At 69.6% G+C, this 17,973-nt stretch carries 13 protein-coding genes; 11 read left to right on the forward strand and 2 right to left on the reverse strand.

Annotation, left to right across the window (positions count from 1 at the left end; genetic code table 11):
• Window positions 1–32 precede the first annotated feature (32 nt).
• The 5 genes from ABD658_RS03990 (at window position 33) to tatC (ending at window position 5,279) form a co-directional block, all read left to right on the forward strand.
• Complete coding sequence (locus ABD658_RS03990) at window positions 33–1,214, forward strand: FKBP-type peptidyl-prolyl cis-trans isomerase (RefSeq protein WP_344685520.1); 1,182 nt, start codon at window positions 33–35, stop codon at window positions 1,212–1,214.
• A gap of 187 nt (window positions 1,215–1,401) precedes the next feature.
• Window positions 1,402–1,806: an FKBP-type peptidyl-prolyl cis-trans isomerase gene (locus ABD658_RS03995; protein ID WP_344685522.1), complete on the forward strand. Its 405-nt coding sequence runs from the start codon at window positions 1,402–1,404 to the stop codon at window positions 1,804–1,806.
• Window positions 1,807–1,812: 6 nt separating this feature from the next.
• A complete protein-coding gene (locus tag ABD658_RS04000; protein ID WP_344685524.1) occupies window positions 1,813–4,164 on the forward strand; it encodes a helix-turn-helix transcriptional regulator in 2,352 nt (783 codons plus the stop codon).
• Window positions 4,161–4,421 (forward strand): Sec-independent protein translocase subunit TatA, encoded by a 261-nt coding sequence (gene tatA, locus ABD658_RS04005; RefSeq protein ID WP_085437056.1) that lies wholly within the window; start codon window positions 4,161–4,163, stop codon window positions 4,419–4,421. The genes ABD658_RS04000 and tatA overlap by 4 nt, the downstream gene beginning before the upstream one ends.
• Before the next feature lie 93 nt (window positions 4,422–4,514).
• Entirely contained in the window at window positions 4,515–5,279 is a 765-nt protein-coding gene (gene tatC / locus ABD658_RS04010) for a twin-arginine translocase subunit TatC (protein ID WP_344743907.1), read from the forward strand.
• A gap of 186 nt (window positions 5,280–5,465) precedes the next feature.
• Here tatC and pepN read toward each other — a convergent pair whose 3' ends face one another.
• Window positions 5,466–8,159 (reverse strand): aminopeptidase N, encoded by a 2,694-nt coding sequence (gene pepN / locus ABD658_RS04015; RefSeq protein WP_344685528.1) that lies wholly within the window; start codon window positions 8,157–8,159, stop codon window positions 5,466–5,468.
• A gap of 113 nt (window positions 8,160–8,272) precedes the next feature.
• On the reverse strand, window positions 8,273–10,369 hold the full coding sequence (locus tag ABD658_RS04020) for an acyl-CoA dehydrogenase family protein (protein WP_311024164.1): 2,097 nt from the start codon (window positions 10,367–10,369) through the stop codon (window positions 8,273–8,275).
• A 117-nt stretch (window positions 10,370–10,486) separates the two neighbouring features.
• On the opposite strand from ABD658_RS04020, the gene ABD658_RS04025 reads away from it, so the two are divergent.
• The 6 genes from ABD658_RS04025 (at window position 10,487) to lepA (ending at window position 17,970) form a co-directional block, all read left to right on the forward strand.
• Window positions 10,487–11,809, forward strand: coding sequence for an acetyl-CoA C-acetyltransferase (locus tag ABD658_RS04025; RefSeq protein WP_344685531.1), 1,323 nt, complete (start codon window positions 10,487–10,489; stop codon window positions 11,807–11,809).
• A 7-nt stretch (window positions 11,810–11,816) separates the two neighbouring features.
• A complete protein-coding gene (locus tag ABD658_RS04030) occupies window positions 11,817–13,175 on the forward strand; it encodes a 3-oxoacyl-ACP reductase (protein WP_085437055.1) in 1,359 nt (452 codons plus the stop codon).
• Window positions 13,176–13,181: 6 nt separating this feature from the next.
• Window positions 13,182–14,180 (forward strand): MaoC family dehydratase, encoded by a 999-nt coding sequence (locus tag ABD658_RS04035; protein ID WP_344685535.1) that lies wholly within the window; start codon window positions 13,182–13,184, stop codon window positions 14,178–14,180.
• A gap of 146 nt (window positions 14,181–14,326) precedes the next feature.
• The gene (holA, locus tag ABD658_RS04040; RefSeq protein WP_139827546.1) at window positions 14,327–15,406 is read left to right on the forward strand and encodes a DNA polymerase III subunit delta; all 1,080 of its coding nucleotides are present in this window, start codon (window positions 14,327–14,329) and stop codon (window positions 15,404–15,406) included.
• Between the two features lie 246 nt (window positions 15,407–15,652).
• Entirely contained in the window at window positions 15,653–15,913 is a 261-nt protein-coding gene (gene rpsT / locus ABD658_RS04045; protein ID WP_070158590.1) for a 30S ribosomal protein S20, read from the forward strand.
• Window positions 15,914–16,113: 200 nt separating this feature from the next.
• The gene (gene lepA / locus ABD658_RS04050; RefSeq protein ID WP_070158589.1) at window positions 16,114–17,970 is read left to right on the forward strand and encodes a translation elongation factor 4; all 1,857 of its coding nucleotides are present in this window, start codon (window positions 16,114–16,116) and stop codon (window positions 17,968–17,970) included.
• Window positions 17,971–17,973: the final 3 nt, after the last annotated feature.

Consider the following 17,973-nt stretch of genomic DNA (forward strand, 5'->3'; position numbering starts at 1 on the left):
TCTGCCCCGATCAACACTGGAGGACACCCTTCGTGCGAAAGAAGCATCACGCCGCCCTGGCCGCCCCTGCCGTGCTGCTGCTGGCTGCCTGCTCCGGCGACGGCCTCGGCGACACCTCAGCGCTGTCGGGGATCGACCTGCATTTCACGGATGACGGCGTCCCGGAGGTGCTGATCAGCAACCCGGTCGAGGCGGATGAGGAGTCCTCGGTGATCCTCTCCCAGGGCGATGGCGAGGAACTGGATCCGGAACAGATCCTGCACGTCTCCTCGGCGACGGTGGACCCCTCGAGCGGTGCCGTCCAGCAGGAGAACTTCAGCGAGGATCTGCCCTCCTTGCTGTTCCTGCCGATGATCGAGCAGCAGAGCGAGTTCATCTACGATTCGCTCATGGAGACGGGCGCGACCGTCGGCTCCGATCTGGCCCTCTACGAGCCGGGAACGCCGGAGACGGGCGGCGTCGACTCGTTGATCATCCTGCGCATCGATGATCAGGTTCCCGCCTATGCCACCGGTGAGGAGCAGGAGCAGAGCGGCGACCTCCCGGAGATCACGTCTGTGGAGGGCGAGGCTCCCGAGCTCGCCGAGGCGCCCGGCGACGACGAGGACGCCCCCGAGGAGACCGCGAGCGAGGTGCTGATCGCCGGCGACGGCGAAGAGATCGGCGCCACCGACCAGGTCGTGGTCCGCTACACCGGGTGGAAGTGGTCCGACGGCGAGGTCTTCGACTCGGCCTGGCCCGGTGTGACCGCCGGGGCCGCGGAGGACGATGAGGCCGATGACGCCGACGACTCCGAGGACGAGGCCGAGGGGGAGGAGACCCCGCCGGCACCGCCCGCGAGCTTCCCGCTGGACAACCTGGTCGCCGGATGGGCCGAGGGTCTGGAAGACAAGCATGTCGGTGACCGCGTGCTGCTGGTCATCCCGCCGGAGGAGGGCTACGGGGAGTCCGAGGGCCACGAGCTCCAGGACGAGACCCTGATCTTCGTCGTCGACGTCATCGAGGCCGCACCCATGCCGGAGCAGACGCAGCAGGAGATGCCCGAGCAGCCGGAGCTCAGCGAGGAGGAGCTTGAGGAGCTCCAGGAGATGCTCGAGGAGCAGGGCGCCGCGGAGAGCGGCGCCGACGACGCCGATGCTGAGGGCGACGCTGAGGATGAGGCTGAGGACGACGCTGAGGACGACGCTGAGGACGATGCCGGCGACGACGAGTGAGAGGGGCCCCGCGGCCGCCGGCGCGTGACGGGCGCGCATGACAGGCGCGCTGTGAGGACCCGACCCTGACGATCCCACGCCCCGGGGCCCGACCTGATGGTCCGGCCCCGGGGCGTGTGCCGTCTCTGCTGTGCGGTCTCCGATAGGCTGGATGCAGAAGATCCCTGTCGGAGAGGAAACAGCACCTATGTCTTTCGGTCAGCGCACCTACGACCGCACACGCCCGGAGATCGACTTCCCCGGAGACACTCCGCCCGAGGAGCTCGTCGTCGAGGAGCTCATCCCCGGCGGCGGCCGCGCCGTCGAGCCGGGCGACCAGGTGTCGTGCCACTACGTGGGGGTGTCCTGGTCCACCGGCGAGGAGTTCGACGCCTCCTGGAACCGTGGCCAGCCGTTGGACTTCACGGCCGGCATCGGACAGGTCATCGCAGGCTGGGACCAGGGGCTGATCGGGATGAAGGAGGGCGCTCGGCGGCGTCTGGAGATCCCGCCGCACCTGGCATACGGCGAGCGTGGCGCCGGTGCGGCCATCGGGCCGAACGAGACCCTGATCTTCGTGGTCGACCTGGTCCGCGTCCGTCGAGCCGGCTGATCCGCCGTGGTCGGGTATCGCCACCGCAGCCGAGGCGGGCCGGACCGGATCGGCGCCGAGGGGCAGGGGGGCTTCGTCTACGGGACTACGCCGCATGCTCCTGAGGCGGAGCGACAGGACGCCTTCGCCGACACCGGCGTCAGCCGCGCGCTCTCGCTGGCGGCGACGCTGATCGACGCCGCCCCCGTGGGCCTCTCCAAGGCAGAGATCCGGGAGCGGGTCGAGCACTACCGTCCCGAGGGCGAGACCTCCCGGGAGGCCTTCGAGCAGCAGTTCAACCGGGACAAGCGGACGCTGCGGCGGCTCGGCATCGACATCACGTCCCTGGGTTCCGAGGACGAGGGGCGGGACGGCCACGGCGGTGACCACGACTTCCGCTACGTCATCGATCCGGAGGCCCACGGGCTGCCCCCGTTGCGGATTCCGGCGGACGAGGTCATCGCCCTGCGGCACGCCGAGCTGCTGTGGAGCGGGACCCGGGCACAGGCGGCCATACGGCAGGCCGCCGGCGCGCTGACGGCCCTGCAGGCCTCAGAGCCGGCGGGCGACCGTGCCGCGGCCGCTGCGACTGCCGATCCGGAGGCCGCCCAGGTGCCCGGCGCTCTGCCGCCTCCGGCATCGGTGAGACTGGGTCTGGCCGACGACCACGTGCTCGACCACCTCGGGACCCTCGCCGACTCCCTGACGACTGCGGCAGTGGCGTTCACCTACAGTCCGCGAGGCCGGCATCGCGCCCAACAGCGCCGCACGGTGCCGTTGGGCGTAGGCTCCCGCGGCGGCTGGTATCTGGTGGGCCACGATCTTGACCGCGACGCCGTCCGTGTCTACCGATTGGACCGCATCCGTGGCGACATCACCCGGCTCACGGCGCCGGACGATTCCATCAGGACCGTCCTGGAGCAGATCGCCGACGGCCGCATCGACCCCCCGCAGGTGACCCGCGAGCAGCTCGAGACCCTCGGCCCGGCCCACGGGACGGAGACGGTGGAGCTGGAGGCCGACGCCGACGTCGCGGCCACCTTCCTGCCGCATGCGCGTCACGATCCTGTGTCTTCTGAGGCGTCCCACGACGAAGCTGTCCGACTTACGGTCGAGACCACGCTCCACGACAGCTTCCTGGGGAAGATCGCCGTCGCGCTGCCGCGGGTCCGGGTGCTCTCCGGGGAGCGACTCACGGCGCTGGTCCGGCGTCACCTGGAAGCTGTGCGCCGGGCGCATCGGGACAGCCCGGTTCCGGCGGAGGAGCTGAGGGCGCCGCGGACCTCGACGACCAACGACGCCGGAGCGAAGATCGCCCGGGTCATGTCGATGGCCGCCTACCTGCACGCCACCGGCGGTGCACGGGCCAGCGATCTGCTGGAGCGCTACAGCATCACGCCTCGTCAGCTGCACCGGGATCTTCTCTCCCTGCAGCAGTCGGCCGCCTTCGATTCCGCGCAGTTCGGGCACTACATCGACATCGACCCAGAGCTTCCGCTGACGCGTCGCGTGTTCGAGAAGCAGCTGCTGGCAGAGGACCCGGTCATCCGCATCGCCCTGCCGGGCCCGCGGCTTCAGGACACGCTGGGGCGTCCGCTGCGGCTGACCGCACCGCAGGCGCTCTCGGTGCTGATCGCCCTGGAGGGTCTCATCGCCTCCCAGGATCCGGACACCGAGCCGGTCCGGCAGGCCGCCGCGCGCCTGCGCGACAGGATCCGTGCGATCGTTCCGGCTGAGCTCGACGCCACTGCCGCCGAGCTGAGTGTGGCCTGGCAGAGTGCCGACGAGTTCGGCCACGAGGCCGTTCTGCGCAAGGCCCTCGACGGCGAGCACGCCGTCGAACTCCTCTACGAAGATGTCCAGAACCGCCGGACCCGTCGCGTCGTGGACCCCGTGACGCTGCTGCACGACGGCGCCCGCACCTACCTGCGGGCCTGGTGCCGGTCGGTGGAGGGGGAGCGGAACTTCCTGCTCGGCCGGGTGCTGGACCTGACGCCGATGCCGGACACGCCGCTGAGCGATCAGGCCCGCGCGCTCGCGACCGAGCCTGCGCGCCGCCCGGAGGTCCCTCGTCGTCGCGATGACGAGCTCGTGATCCTGCGCTTCGCCCCCTCGGCGGCGGCCGACGCTGATGCCTGGGCGCCCGTGCGGGAGGTCTGGGGAGAGGACGGCGCGCGGACGGTGGAGGTCGCCCTGCGCAGCGGGTCCATCGCCGTCGATCTGGCGCTGCGCTCCGGGGGCGACGTCACCGTGCTGCAGCCGGAGGAGCTTGCCGGGGAGGTCGTGCGTCGAGCCGAACGGGGGCTGGCGGCCCTGGGCGACGGTGCGTCCAGCTCGGTGGAGTATCCTGGGGGCCAGACGAAAGGACGCACTCCATGAACATCACCGGTTGGCAGATCGCCATCATCGCCCTGCTCATCATCCTGCTGTTCGGTGCGCCGAAGCTTCCACAGTTGGCCAAGTCCGTGGGTCAGTCGATGAGGATCTTCAAATCCGAGGTCCGCACGATGCAGGACGAGTCTGACTCCAAGGACCCCGAGACCGGCGACGCCGAGCGTCCCGCGGTGGAGGGCCGTGTGGTGGACCCCACCGACACCCCGCGCGGCAGCTCACAGCACCGCCGCGACCACGCCTGAGGACCGATGGCAGGGACGCACGACGACGCTCCCCGCACCTCATCGCCACGACGTCGCAGGAAGTCGAGACGCCGCAGAGACCCTGAGGGGAAGATGCCCCTGAAGGAGCATCTGCGCGAACTCCGCAATCGGCTCATCAAGGCCTGCCTGGGGATCGTGGTCGGTGCCGTCGCGGGGTTCTTCCTCTATGACATGATCTTCGCGTTGCTGAGCGCGCCGGTCATCGGTTTCGACGATGTGGACCGCAGCACCGAGATCGCCTTCAACACGGTCGGCCAGCCGCTGGACCTGATGATCCGCATCTCGCTGTTCGTCGGGATCGTGATCTCCTCGCCGGTGTGGCTCTACCAGCTGTGGGCCTTCATCATGCCCGGGCTGCAGAAGAAGGAGAAGCGCTACGCCCTGGGGTTCATCGCCGCCTCGGTGCCGCTGTTCGTGATCGGCATCGGCCTGGCCTACGTGGTCCTGCCGCAGGCCATCCGATTCTTCTTCACCCTGAACCCCGAGGGCACGTCGAACATCATCGCTCCGGACGTCTATTTCACCTTCGTGCTGCACCTCTTCCTGGCCTTCGGGGTCGCGATGGTCATCCCGGTGATCCTGGTGGGAGTGAACATGATGGGGCTGATCACCGGGCGTCGGGTCCTCAAGAGCTGGCGGGGGACCCTGATGTTCATCGCGCTGATCTCGGCCATGGCGGCCCCCGGCGGCGATGCGATCACCATGTTCTTCATCGCCGGTCCGCTCGTGGTCCTCTTCGGGGTCGCGATCGTGCTGTGTCTGCTCAATGACAAGCGCCGGGAGAAGCGGGTGGCCGCTCGCGAGGCCGCCACCGAGGATCTCATCACCCGCACCTGAGCGGGGTGCGGATCGTCTCTCCGTGAGAGATCGTCGCCGAATCAGGGGGCGATCTCTCACGGAGAGACGATCTTCTGCGGGCCGCAGGGGCGAGGACTGATCAGCCGAGGACTGGTCAGCCCAGGGTCCTCCCAGCCCGGTTCTGCCCAGTCCCGCCCAGCCCAGCCCGGTTCTGCTGAGCCCGGTCTACCGCCGCGCCGACTGCTGGGCGCGCAGACTGCGCAGCAGATGGTCCTGCTCCTCGATGAGCAACCGCCGCAGCGCCGCCGGAGCGTCCTGATGGGCGGCGAGCCAGTCGGCCGTGCGGCGGGCCGTCGGGTGCTCCTGAGGCTTCTCTCCGGCCGTCAGGTCCTGAGTGCCGGGGAACAGCCCGGCGACCACACGCGTGGCCTGACCCTGGCTCATCCGCTCCCACACGTCGACGACGGCGGCGAAGTAGTCCTCCTCATAGGCGTCCACGAGCTCGGCCGGACCGCAGCGGAAGCCCTCCACCGTGGCGGTGAGGTGATCGTTGGACAGTTCCTCGCCGTCGTCGTCCCGGCCGGAGATCGCCTGGGCGAAGGCCTCCTTCTTCACCGCGGGGCGAGGGCGGGCCGCCAGTGCGAGCCGGTGGGCGATCCGCCCGCGCGCCGTGGTGCGGCCGGCCAGTTCGGCGTCGAGGGCGTTGCGCTCCACCCGTCCGTGGGTGGTGAGCGCCTGCAGGAACGCCCAACGCAGCTCCTCGTCCAGCGCCAGGCCGGTGATCCCCAGGGAGGCGGCCTCGCCGTCGAGCAGCGCCGCCAGCAGGTCCAGCTGTGCGGGGGTGCGACGCGAGATCGTGGCCAGGGTGCGGGCCGCTGCGCGCTGGCGGTCACCGCCGTGGCACTCGGCGATGAACTCGGCCAGGCGGGCGGCGAACTGCTCCTGCAGCCGCTCCCGCTCCTCCGCCGGCGTGAAGGCCTCCAGGGCACGGTCGCTCTGCCGCAGCAGCGCCTGGACGACGACGACCTCTTCGATCTGCAGGCCCAGAGTCATCACCGCTTCCAGGAACCGGGCCGCGGGCAGCTCGCCGTCGCGGACCATGGACCACAGGGCGGCCCACACGGTGGCACGCGCGAGCGGGTCCTCGACGGGGTGGGTCAGGACTGCCGCCACGGATGCCGGATCCAGGCTGAGCTTGGCGTAGGTGAGGTCCTCCTCGTTGGGCAGCAGCAGCCGCGGAGCACCCGCGGCGGGGAGGGTCAGCTCCTGGAGCACGCGGGGGCCCTCGAGGGCGATGCGTTCTGATCCGGTGCGCCGCAGGGTCCCGGTGGTCTCGTCGAGCACGTGGACGCCGACCTCCACGACGTGCGGACGGCTGATCGGTCCACCCGTGGCGGGATCAGTGCCGCGCTCCTCGACCACGACGCGGCCGGCGTCGTCCACCGATGCGGCGAGCTCCGGCACGCCGGCGGTCTGCAGCCAGGCCTCGGCCCAGCTGGTCATGTCGTGGCCGGAGACCTCGCCGAGCACCGACAGGAAGTCGTCCAGGCTCGCGTTGCCGAAGGCATGCCGGACGAAGTACCGACGGGCAGCCTCGCGGAAGGCCTCGCGGCCGACGAAGGCCGCGAGCTGCTTGAGCACCGAAGCGCCCTTGGCGTAGGTGATGCCGTCGAAGTTCTGGTCGGCCGCCTCCAGGTCGGTGATGTCTGCGACGATCGGATGCGTGGTGGGCAGCTGGTCCTGCACATACGCCCAGGCCTTCCGGCCGTTGGCGAAGGAGATCCAGGAGGTGGTCCAGTCGGTGGCCTCGTCCACCGCCAGTGACCCCATGTAGTCGGCGAAGGACTCCTTGAGCCACAGGTCGTCCCACCAGCGCATGGTGACGAGGTCGCCGAACCACATGTGAGCCATTTCGTGCATCAGCGTGTTGGCTCGGGTCTCGCGCTGGGCGTCGGTGGCGTCGGTGTCGAAGACGTACTTCTCGGTGAATGTGACCAGGCCCGGGTTCTCCATGGCGCCGAGGTTGTACTCGGGGACGAAGACCTGGTCGTATTTGCCCCACGGGTAGGTGAAGGCGAACTCGGCGTGGAAGAAGTCCAAGCCTGAGCGGGTCAGTTCGAGGAGCTCCTCGGAGTCGAGGTGTTCGGCCAGGGAGGCTCGACAGAGCACCGCCAGCGGGACCTCGATCGGGGACTCTCCCTCCACCCCGCCCGCCCAGGAGCCGTCCACGCGGTGGTACGGTCCGGCGAGCAGCGCGGTGATGTAGCTGGACATCCGTCGCGTCTCGGCGAAGCTGACGCGGACCAGGCCTTCACCGTCGAGCCCTGCGGCGGTGCCGGAGACCGACTCCCGGGAGACCTCCGCGCCGTTGGACCGCAGCTCCCAGCTCTGGGGGCCGATCAGGGAGAAGCGGAACGTGGCCTTCAGGTCCGGCTGCTCGAACACGGGGAACACGCGCCGGGAGTCGGCGGGCTCGTACTGCGTGTACAGGTAGACCTGCCCGTCGGAGGGGTCCACGAAGCGGTGCAGGCCCTCCCCGGAGCGGGAGTAGCGGGAGGAGGACCGGATCTCCACCACGTTCTCGGCCGCCAGCTCGGGGAGTCGGATCCGTGCGGAGCCCACATGGTCCGCCGGGTCCAGGCGAGCGCCGTTGAGGATGACCTCCTCCACCGCGGCGCCCAGATAGTCGAGGAACGTCTCTGCCCCGGGCGAGGCGCTGCGGAACAGGATCCGGGTGGAGACGGGATAGGTCGAGGCGCCCTCGGCGGCGGCGCCCGAGAGGTCCACGTCGACCTCATAGGCGTCCACCGTCAGGTGCGCAGAGCGGGACGCGGCCTCGTCCCTGGTCAGGTTCTCCTCCGCAGCCCGGGGGAACGGGGTCTCCGCTCCGGGGGATGCGTCAGTGTCAGTGATCGTCATGACCCCATTCAAGCCGCATCCGACGGGGCGGGCAAAGCCGGGTCGCGACCCCGGTCCGGCCCTGTGCAGCCCAGTCCGGCCCTGTGCAGCCCTGCCCGCCCCGTCTCCGAGCCTCAGCGTTCCGTGCGTCGCCCCCGACGCTCCTGCTGGCGCCGCTTGAGCAGGATCTTCTCGTCCACGGGTGCGTCCGAAGAGGCGCGGAGCACGCGGTAGTGCTCCATCGCTTCCTCCTGACGCAGCTGCTCGGCACCGGATGCGACCTCCATGCGCACATGATCGGCGGTGTAGCCGAACGAGTCCACGATGTCCTGCGCCAGCGGGCGCAGGCGGGCCAGCAGCCGGTTGATGTAGGGGCTCAGCGTGCGGGCCCTCTGGGAGGAGATCCGGCCGTTGAGCAGATACCAGTCCAGGTTCTCCTCGATCCTGGTCAGCGTGTAGACGTCGCGCAGCCAGGTCAGCACCTGACGGGTCCCCGCGTGCTCCACTCCGTCCAGCGCCTCGGTGAAGGACTCCCAGATGAGGAGCTCGGCGTGGGCCGTCGCCGCCTGGATGATCTCGTGCTGGTGCTCGTTGAAGGTGGCGGCCTGCTCGGCGGCGGGCTTGCGGGCCACGCTCCGCAGCTCCCCGGCCACATCGGTGACCATCTGCCGGACCCGGTCGGTGAGCAGATCCCGCTGCACCTCGGTCTGCTTGAACCAGTTCGCGCTGCGACGCTCGTCGCCGGTGTCCTGCACGGACTGGATCGCCCGCCGCAGGCCGAAGCGGTGCAGCACCGTCGACTGGGCCTGCGAGGCCACGTACCGGGACAGCGCCCCGACGTCGGCGTCCTTGAACTCGGCGGCGAAGTCGCTGAGCAGCCGCTTGGCCACCAGCTGCAGCAGCACGTTGTTGTCACCCTCGAACGTGACGTAGATGTCGAGGTCCGCGCGGAGCGTCGCGAAACGGTTCTCCGCGATGAACCCTGCTCCACCGCACGCCTCACGGGCCTCCTGCAGCGTGTCCAGGGCGTGCCAGGTGGCGATCGGCTTGATGGCCGCGGCCAGCGTCTCGAGCTCCTGGCGGTTCTCGTCGGAGTCGTCGGCTCCGGAGAACACGTCCTCGAACTTCGCCAGGAGCTTCTCCTGGGCGAAGGTCAGTGCGACGGTGGTGGCCAGGCGAGGGATCAGCCGGCGCTGGTGCAGCTGGTAGTCCATGATGACCTCCTCCTCCACGGGGGAGGAGGCGTTGAACTGGCGCCGCTGGTTGCCGTAGGTGACTGCGCCGATCAGGGCCAGCTTGGAGGCCGCCACTGAGGCGCCGGACAGCGAGACGCGCCCCTGGACCAGGGTGCCGATCATGGTGAAGAACCGGCGGCCGGGGCTCTCGATGGAGGAGGTGTAGGTGCCGTCGGCGGCGACGTCCCCATAACGGTTGAGCAGGTAGGTGCGCGGGATCCGGATCGAGTCGAAGGCGATCCGACCGTTGTCGATCCCATTGAGGCCGCCCTTCTGGCCGTCGTCCCAGATGGTGATGCCCGGCAGCGGCTGGCCGTCGTCGTCCCGCAGGTGGCAGTAGAAGCAGTGCACCCCGTGGTTCACGCCCCCTGTGATGAGCTGGGCGAAGACGACCGCGTCCTTGCCGTCCACGGCGGCGTTGCCGAGGAACCGCTTGGTGGCCGCCGTGAACGGCGTGTGGAGCACGAACTCATCGGCGGCCGGGTCGTAGGTCGCCGTCGTGCCGATGGAGGCCACGTCCGAGCCGTGGCCGATCTCCGTCATCGCGAAGGCGCCCGGCACGCTGAGGTCCATGATGCCCGGCAGGAAGCGTCGGTGATGCTCCTCGGTGCCGAGATGCAGCACGGCGGAGCCGAACAGTCCCCACTGGACGCCCGCCTTGATCTGGAGCGAGGGGTCGGCGGTGACGAGCTCCTCGAAGGCGGCGATGTTCCCGCCCGGCGCGTCCTGGCCCCCGAACTCCTTCGGGAAGGCGCGGTGGACCGCATCGGCGGCGACGAGCTCGTGGAGCTGCCCGAGCACGCGCTCGCGGTGCTGCTCCTTGGTCAGGCCCTCGATCTTATGGAACCGGTCCTCGGCGGCGAGGGCGCGCGAGACTCGGCGGGTGTCCGCCCACCGTCCGAGCAGAACCTCCTCGAGGAGACCGGTGTCCAGGGATGGTGAGGACACCTCGTGTTCAGTAGTGTCAGTGGTGGTGTGACTCGTGGTCTGACTCATGGTCCGACTCCTTACGCCCGCGTGGGGAGTGTGACAGTGATGATCAACACAGATAGTCTAAGATACTGAGCAGTAATAAAGACAAGTCCTGGTCCACCGACTGGAGGAGAACCCCTCGTGACCACCACTGACCGGACGAGCGCCCAGACACGCACCGTCCAGACGCGCGACGTCGTCGTCATCGGCGGCAACCGCATCCCCTTCGCCCGCGCTCACGGCGCCTATGCCACCGCATCGAACCAGGACATGCTGACCTCGGCCCTCAACGGCCTCGTGGCGAGGTTCGGGCTGCAGGGACAGCGGATCGGGTCGGTCGCCGGCGGCGCGGTGATGAAGCATTCGAAGAACTTCAACCTGGTGCGGGAGTCCGTGCTGGGCACTCCGCTGGATCCGGCCACGCCGGCCACCGACGTCCAGATGGCCTGCGCCACCGGCATGGAGGCCATCGGCTCGCTGGCGGACAAGATTCGGCTGGGCCGCATCGAGTCCGGCATCGGGGCCGGGGTGGACTCCATCTCGGACGCCCCGATCGTGGTGACCGACGCCCTGCGCCGGATCCTCATGGAGGCCAACCGGGCCAAGACGCCGGGACAGCGGCTCAAGGCGCTGGCGAAGATCCGTCCCGGGCACTTGGCCCCGCAGGCTCCCGGCGTCAACGAGCCCCGGACCGGGATGTCCATGGGGGAGCACATGGCGGTGACCGCCCACGCCTGGGGCATCGGGCGTCAGGAGCAGGACGAGCTCGCCCTGGCCTCCCATCAGAACCTTGCCGCCGCCTATGACGACGGCTTCTTCGACGACCTGGTCACCCCCTTCAAGGGTGTGCAGCGGGACACCAACCTCCGTGCTGACTCCACGCTGGAGAAGCTCGGGAAGCTCGCCCCCGCCTTCGGACGCGATCTGGGGGAGGAGGCCACCATGACGGCGGCCAACTCCACCGCACTGACCGACGGCGCCTCCGCCGTGCTGCTCGGTTCGGCGGACTACGCCGAGGCCCACGACCTGCCGCAGCTGGCGACCTTCGTCGACTATGAGCAGGCCGCTGTGGACTTCGTGGACGGTGCCGAGGGGCTGCTGATGGCTCCCGCCTATGCCGCCGCCCGGATGCTGGAGCGCAACGGCCTCACCTTCGAGGACTTCGAGTACTTCGAGATCCATGAGGCCTTCGCCTCGACCGTGCTGGCGCAGATCGCAGCCTGGGAGGACGAGGAGTTCTGCCGCGGGAAGCTCGGCCTCGATGCGCCTCTGGGGCGCATCGACCGCAGCCGGCTCAACATCCACGGCTCATCCCTGGCCGCGGGCCACCCCTTCGCCGCCACGGGCGGACGGATCGTGGCCACCCTGGCCAAGATGCTGCACGGCAAGCCGGGCAAGCTCGGCTTCATCTCGGTCTGCGCCGCAGGCGGGCAGGGCATCACCGCGATTCTGGAAGGGCGGTGAGCAGTGCATGGCACGCGATACCTACACCGAGTTCGCCAATACGCCGCTGGGGCGCCGGCTGACCTCCGCCCTGGGCCTGCCGCAGCCGGCCAGGCTGCGACGGCATCGACCCGGCGCGCCCGTGGTGCCGGGGCCCGTCGTCGTCGTGGGCACAGGGACGGTCTCGGATGAGATCGCCTCACTGCTGCTGACGTGGGACCTGGACGTCCGCCGGCATGTGGAGCCCCGCGAGCGGGTCTCGGCCGTGATCGCCTGCTTCGACGCGATCTCCACTCCGGCGGACCTGAGCGAGACCGCACTCGGCCTCGGTCGGATGCTGAAGCAGGTCGCACCGTCCGGGCGGGTCGTCACGGTCTTCCGCAGCCCTGATGCCGCCTCGGACCCGGCGCTGCGGGCCGCACGCAAGGGCGTGGAGGGCCTCACCCGGTCGTTGGCCCATGAGATGCGGGCCGGCGCGACGGCCAACGGACTGGTCCTCGCTGAGGACCTCGACGCCGGCGCACCCTCCGTGGCAGGAGGGCTGCGCTTCCTGCTCTCCGGGCGGTCGGCCTTCGTCTCTGGGCAGTTCCTCACCGTGGACTCCGTCAACGGTGTGCTCCCTGGGGACTGGGATCGCCCCCTGGAGGGTCAGGTCGCGGTGGTCACGGGCGCGGCCCGAGGGATCGGCGCCTCCATCGCGGAGGTGCTGCATCGCGACGGTGCCCAGCTCATCGTCGTGGACGTCCCCGCGGCGGGCGAGCAGCTCGCCGCCACGGCGAACCGTGTCTCCGGCACGGCCCTGCAGCTGGACATCACGGCCGACGACGCCGGGGAACGCATCCTGGCCCACGCGCGGCAGCACTATGGCCGGCTGGACATCGTGGTGCACAATGCCGGCATCACCCGCGACAAGCTGCTGGCCAACATGGACCCGGCGCGGTGGGACTCGGTCATCGCGGTCAACATCGAGGCCCAGCTGCGGATGAACCGCGCGCTGCTGGCCGATGACCTGTTCAACCGGCCGGAGGGCACGTCCGGGCCGCGCATCGTCTCCCTGGCTTCGACCTCGGGCATCGCGGGCAACCGGGGGCAGACCAACTACGCGGCCTCGAAGGCTGGGGTGATGGGCATGGTGGCGGCGAGCTCGGCTCAGCTGGAGGCTCGTCACGGGACCATCAACGCCGTGGCGCCCGGGTTCATCGAGACGGAGATGACGGCGAAGATCCCGTTCGCCACGCGTGAGGTGGCCCGACGCCTGAACTCCCTGAACCAGGGAGGCCGTCCCGACGACGTCGCGGAGACCATCGCGTACCTGGCGTCCCCTGCGGCCGGCGGCACCAGCGGACTGACGCTGCGTGTCTGTGGTCAGAACCTGGTGGGGGCCTGAGCCGGTATGACTGATCGGATCGAGGAGCAGAGCACAGGTCCTGTCGACGTCCGTCGGATCGAGCTGCCCGCGCTGAAGGACATCTACGTCCGCGCCGGCTGGGAGTCCGCCCGTTCGGCCGTGGCCCCACGATCCTCGGGGGCCGCGGACGAGCTGCCGGGGCACGCCGTGGTCGCGCGGCATCCCGGTGCCTCGGCCCAGCAGCTGGAGCAGTACCGCCTGCTCTTCGGCGGGGAGCCCTTCGACGGCGTGCACCGTCGGGGCCTGCCCTCGGTGCTGGCGCACATCCTGGCCTTCCCTGTCCAGATGGGTCTGCTCGCCGAGGAGGCGTTTCCGCTGCCGCTGATGGGCATGGTCCACCTGAGCAATGCGGTGGAGCATCGTCGTCGGGTGACGGTGGACGAGCCGGTGCAGATCAAGGCCTGGACCGAAGGTCTGCGCCCGCACCGCCGCGGCACACAGTTCGACGCCGTCGTGGAGGTGCTCGCGGACGCCGCCGACGTCGGGCGCCCCGCGGAGTCGGAGGTGCTGTGGCGGGGGGTGTCGACCTACCTGAGCCGGGGCGCGCACCTGGCCGGTCGCCCGGGCGACGGTGAGCCTGAGAGGCAGCCGGAGTCGTCGGAGCGTGAGGAGTTCATTCCGCCCGCCAAGACCGGACAATGGCGTCTCGGCGCCGACATGGGCCGCCGCTATGCCGCCGTCTCCGGAGACTGGAACCCGATCCACATCAGCTCCGTCAGCGCCCGCATGCTTGGCATGCCCCGGGCGATCGTGCATGGCATGTACGCCGCCGGCCGGATGCTGGAGGGGCGTGAGCCCGACGACGCGGGGCACCGGTGGCGCATCACCTTCGAGGCGCCGATGCGCCTGCCCGGCACCGTCGCCTTCCACGCCGAGCGCCGAGGCGTCGATGCCTCCGCAGGTCAGATTGTGGAGACCTTCACCGGATGGGATCCGCGCAAGGGGCGCCGACACTTCACCGGAGAGCTCGCCAGGCCTGCCTGATCCGCAGCCCGCAGGTACGCAGACAGCGGCCGGGCCCCGTCGAGACATCGACGGGGCCCGGCCGCTGTCGACCCTCCGTGGGGCGGCCGCCGCGTCGCGAGCACGGTCACCTCGTCCGAGTCCTGGACACCGCCTAGGATGGAGACATGGCAGCGGCACAGCGCGGGGCAGGACAGCGAGGAGCAGGGCGACGGGGGGCGGGGCAGCGCACCCAGGGCGGAGGCTCCGCCGGGCGCAAGGGTGCGTCACCACGCGCCGGTGAGGACTTCCGTCTCGTCGAACCTGCGCCGCTGATGCTCCTGCGTGGACCCGAGGACTATCTGGCGTCCCGCGCGATGGACCGTATCAAAGCCACGCTGCGCAGTGCTCACCCTGACCTGGAGTACACCCGGCTCGACGTCAGTGCGGCAGCCCGCGGCGAGCTGGCCACCGTGGCCTCACCGTCGCTCTTCGGCGAGGCGCGCCTGATCCTGGCGGAGGATCTCGCGCAGATGAACGACGCCTTCCTGGAGGACGCCCTCTCCTATCTCGGGGAGGCCCCTGACGCCGAAGTCACCGTGGTGATGCGTCATTCGGGCGGCAACCGAGGCAAGAAGCTCCTGGATGCGATGTCCGGGCGAGCCGTCGTCGTCGACTGCGCGGCGGCGAAGTCCGACACGGACAAGATGGACTTCCTCCGGCGCGAGTTCCGTGCCGCGGGTCGGGAGATCCAGCCCGACGCCGCCCGAGCACTCGTGGCAGCCGCCGGATCCTCCCTGTCGGACCTCGGCGGAGCCTGCCAGCAGCTGATCCGGGACGTGCCGGGAGCGATCACGGAGGAGGACGTTGACCGGTACCACGGCGGCCGGGTGGAGGCGACGGCCTTCAAGGTCGCCGACGCGGCATTCGACGGGCGGCGTGACGCCGCCACCCGGCTGTACCGCCACGCGATGGCCACCGGAGTCTCGCCGATCGCCGTGACTGCCGCGCTGGCCCGCAAGGGGCGCCAGATCGCCGCCCTGGTGGACCATCGGGGCAGTGCCGACCGGTTGGCCTCGGACCTCGGCGTGCCTCCCTGGCAGCTGCGTCAGGCCGCCGAGACGGCCCGACGCTGGCAGTCCCACCGGGCGGCGGCCGCCGTGGAGGCGGTGGCACGCGCCGACGCGGAGGCCAAGGGAGCTTCCCGGACGCCCGAGTACGCCGTGGAGCGCGCCATCGGGATCATCGCCGGGTCCGTCGGGCGGTGAGTCCAGCGTCGGCACCTCCCCAGGTGAGACGAGCCCTGGGTTCTCTGCTACGATCTATAGGCAGTGTCTACGGCCCTCGCGGTCGGCACTCCCTGCGGCAGAGAGCTCTCTGCGCGGCGTCAGGCCCCTCTGCCTGATGACGTCGCGCATTCGCCATGGCAACCCCACGCCACTCAGTCTGTCTTCTGCCGCCCAAGCAGGGATGCAGCCCTCACCACACAGTGAACCCAGACAGAAAGACAACACGTGGCAAACATCAAGTCTCAGAAGAAGCGCATCCTCACCAACGAGAAGGCTCGCCTGCGCAACCAGGCCGTCAAGTCCGAGCTGAAGACCGCGGTGAAGAAGGTCCGCAAGGCTGTCGCGGCCGAGGACAAGGACGCCGCGCTGGCGGCGCACCGCGAGGCCGCGCGCAAGCTGGACAAGGCCGTCTCCAAGGGCGTCATCCACAAGAACCAGGCCGCCAACCGCAAGTCCGGTCTGGCCGCCAAGGTCAACGCGCTCTGATCCATCCCGGATCACGCTCGTCTCCGCAGCCGCGGAGTCGGGTGCCGCGGGCCCCGTCGCACATGGTGCGGCGGGGCCCGCGGCGTCCGGGTCACGTCTTCCGGGCACGGAGTCCGTCCTCCGCACGGTGCTGCGCCCGTTTCATGGAAGAATGGAGCGTCAGCCCGACATCCCGTCCCCGAGGGAAGGACCACTCGCACGTGTCTCCGAAGGCCCGCACTCCTCTGGTGCCCGCCGCGACCGATCCTGGCGTGATCCGGAACTTCTGCATCATCGCGCACATCGACCACGGCAAGTCCACACTCGCGGACCGCATGTTGCAGCTGACGGGAGTCGTCCAGCCCCGCGAGATGAAGGCCCAGTACCTGGACCGCATGGACATCGAGCGTGAACGGGGCATCACCATCAAGTCCCAGGCGGTGCGCATGCCCTGGGAGCACGACGGCGAGACCTACGCCTTCCACATGATCGACACGCCCGGCCACGTGGACTTCTCCTATGAGGTCTCCCGCTCGCTGGCCGCCTGCGAAGGGGCGCTGCTGCTGGTGGACGCCGCCCAGGGCATCGAGGCCCAGACGCTGGCGAACCTGTACCTGGCCATGGAGCATGACCTGACGATCATCCCGGTGCTGAACAAGATCGACCTGCCGGCCGCCCAGCCCGAGAAGTACGCCGAGGAGATCGCCCACCTGATCGGCGGCGACCCGGCCGATGTGCTGCGCGTCTCGGGCAAGACCGGTGAAGGTGTGGAGGAGCTCCTGGACCGCATCGTCGAGGAGATCCCCGCCCCGGAGGGCGACGCGCAGGCACCGGCACGCGCGATGATCTTCGACTCGGTCTACGACACCTACCGCGGTGTGGTGACCTTCGTCCGCGTCGTCGACGGCAGTCTTGGGCATCGCGAGCGCATCAAGATGATGTCGACCGGAGCCACTCATGAGCTGCTCGAGATCGGCGTCTCCTCCCCGGAGCCGGAGCCGACCAAGGGGCTCGGCGTCGGAGAGGTCGGCTATCTGATCACCGGCGTCAAGGACGTGCGTCAGTCCAAGGTCGGTGACACCGTCACCTCGCAGGCGAAGCCTGCCGACGCGATCATCGGTGGCTATGACGAGCCCCGCCCGATGGTGTTCTCGGGGCTGTTCCCCATCGACGGCTCGGACTTCCCGGTGCTGCGCGAGGCGCTGGAGAAGCTGCAGCTCAACGACGCCGCCCTCAGCTTCGAGCCGGAGACCTCGGCGGCTCTCGGGTTCGGGTTCCGCGTCGGGTTCCTCGGCCTGCTGCATCTGGAGATCACCCGCCAACGTCTGGAGAGCGAGTACAACCTCGACCTGATCTCCACCGCGCCGAACGTCATCTATGACGTCACGGCGGAGGACGGCGAGGTCCACGTGGTGACCAACCCCAGCGAGTTCCCCGACGGCAAGGTCTCGGAGATCCGTGAGCCGGTGGTCGCCGCGACGGTGATCGTCCCCAGTGAGTTCGTCGGAGCTGTCATGGAGCTCTGCCAGGCTCGTCGCGGCACCATGGAGGGCATGGACTACCTCTCCGAGGAACGCGTGGAGCTGCGGTACAGGCTTCCCCTGGCGGAGATCGTCTTCGACTTCTTCGATCAGCTGAAGTCCCGCACCAAGGGCTACGCCTCGCTGAACTGGCAGGGTGAGGGAGATCAGGCGGCCGACCTGGTGAAGGTCGACATCCTGCTGCAGGGGGACAAGGTGGACGCCTTCTCCGCGATCACCCACCGCGACCATGCCTATGCCTACGGAGTGAGGATGGCCTCCCGTCTGAAGGAGCTCATCCCGCGCCAGCAGTTCGAGGTTCCGATCCAGGCGGCCATCGGCTCGCGCATCATCGCGCGTGAGAACATCCGCGCCATCCGCAAGGACGTGCTGTCGAAGTGCTACGGCGGAGACATCAGCCGCAAGCGCAAGCTGCTGGAGAAGCAGAAGGAGGGCAAGAAGCGCATGAAGATGGTGGGCACCGTGGAGGTGCCTCAGGAGGCCTTCATCGCTGCTCTGTCCTCCGACGAGGGTGGCGGCGAGAAGGGCAAGAAGTAGGCA

The sequence above is a fragment of the Nesterenkonia aethiopica genome, from assembly GCF_039534665.1.
Lineage (GTDB): Bacteria > Actinomycetota > Actinomycetes > Actinomycetales > Micrococcaceae > Nesterenkonia > Nesterenkonia aethiopica.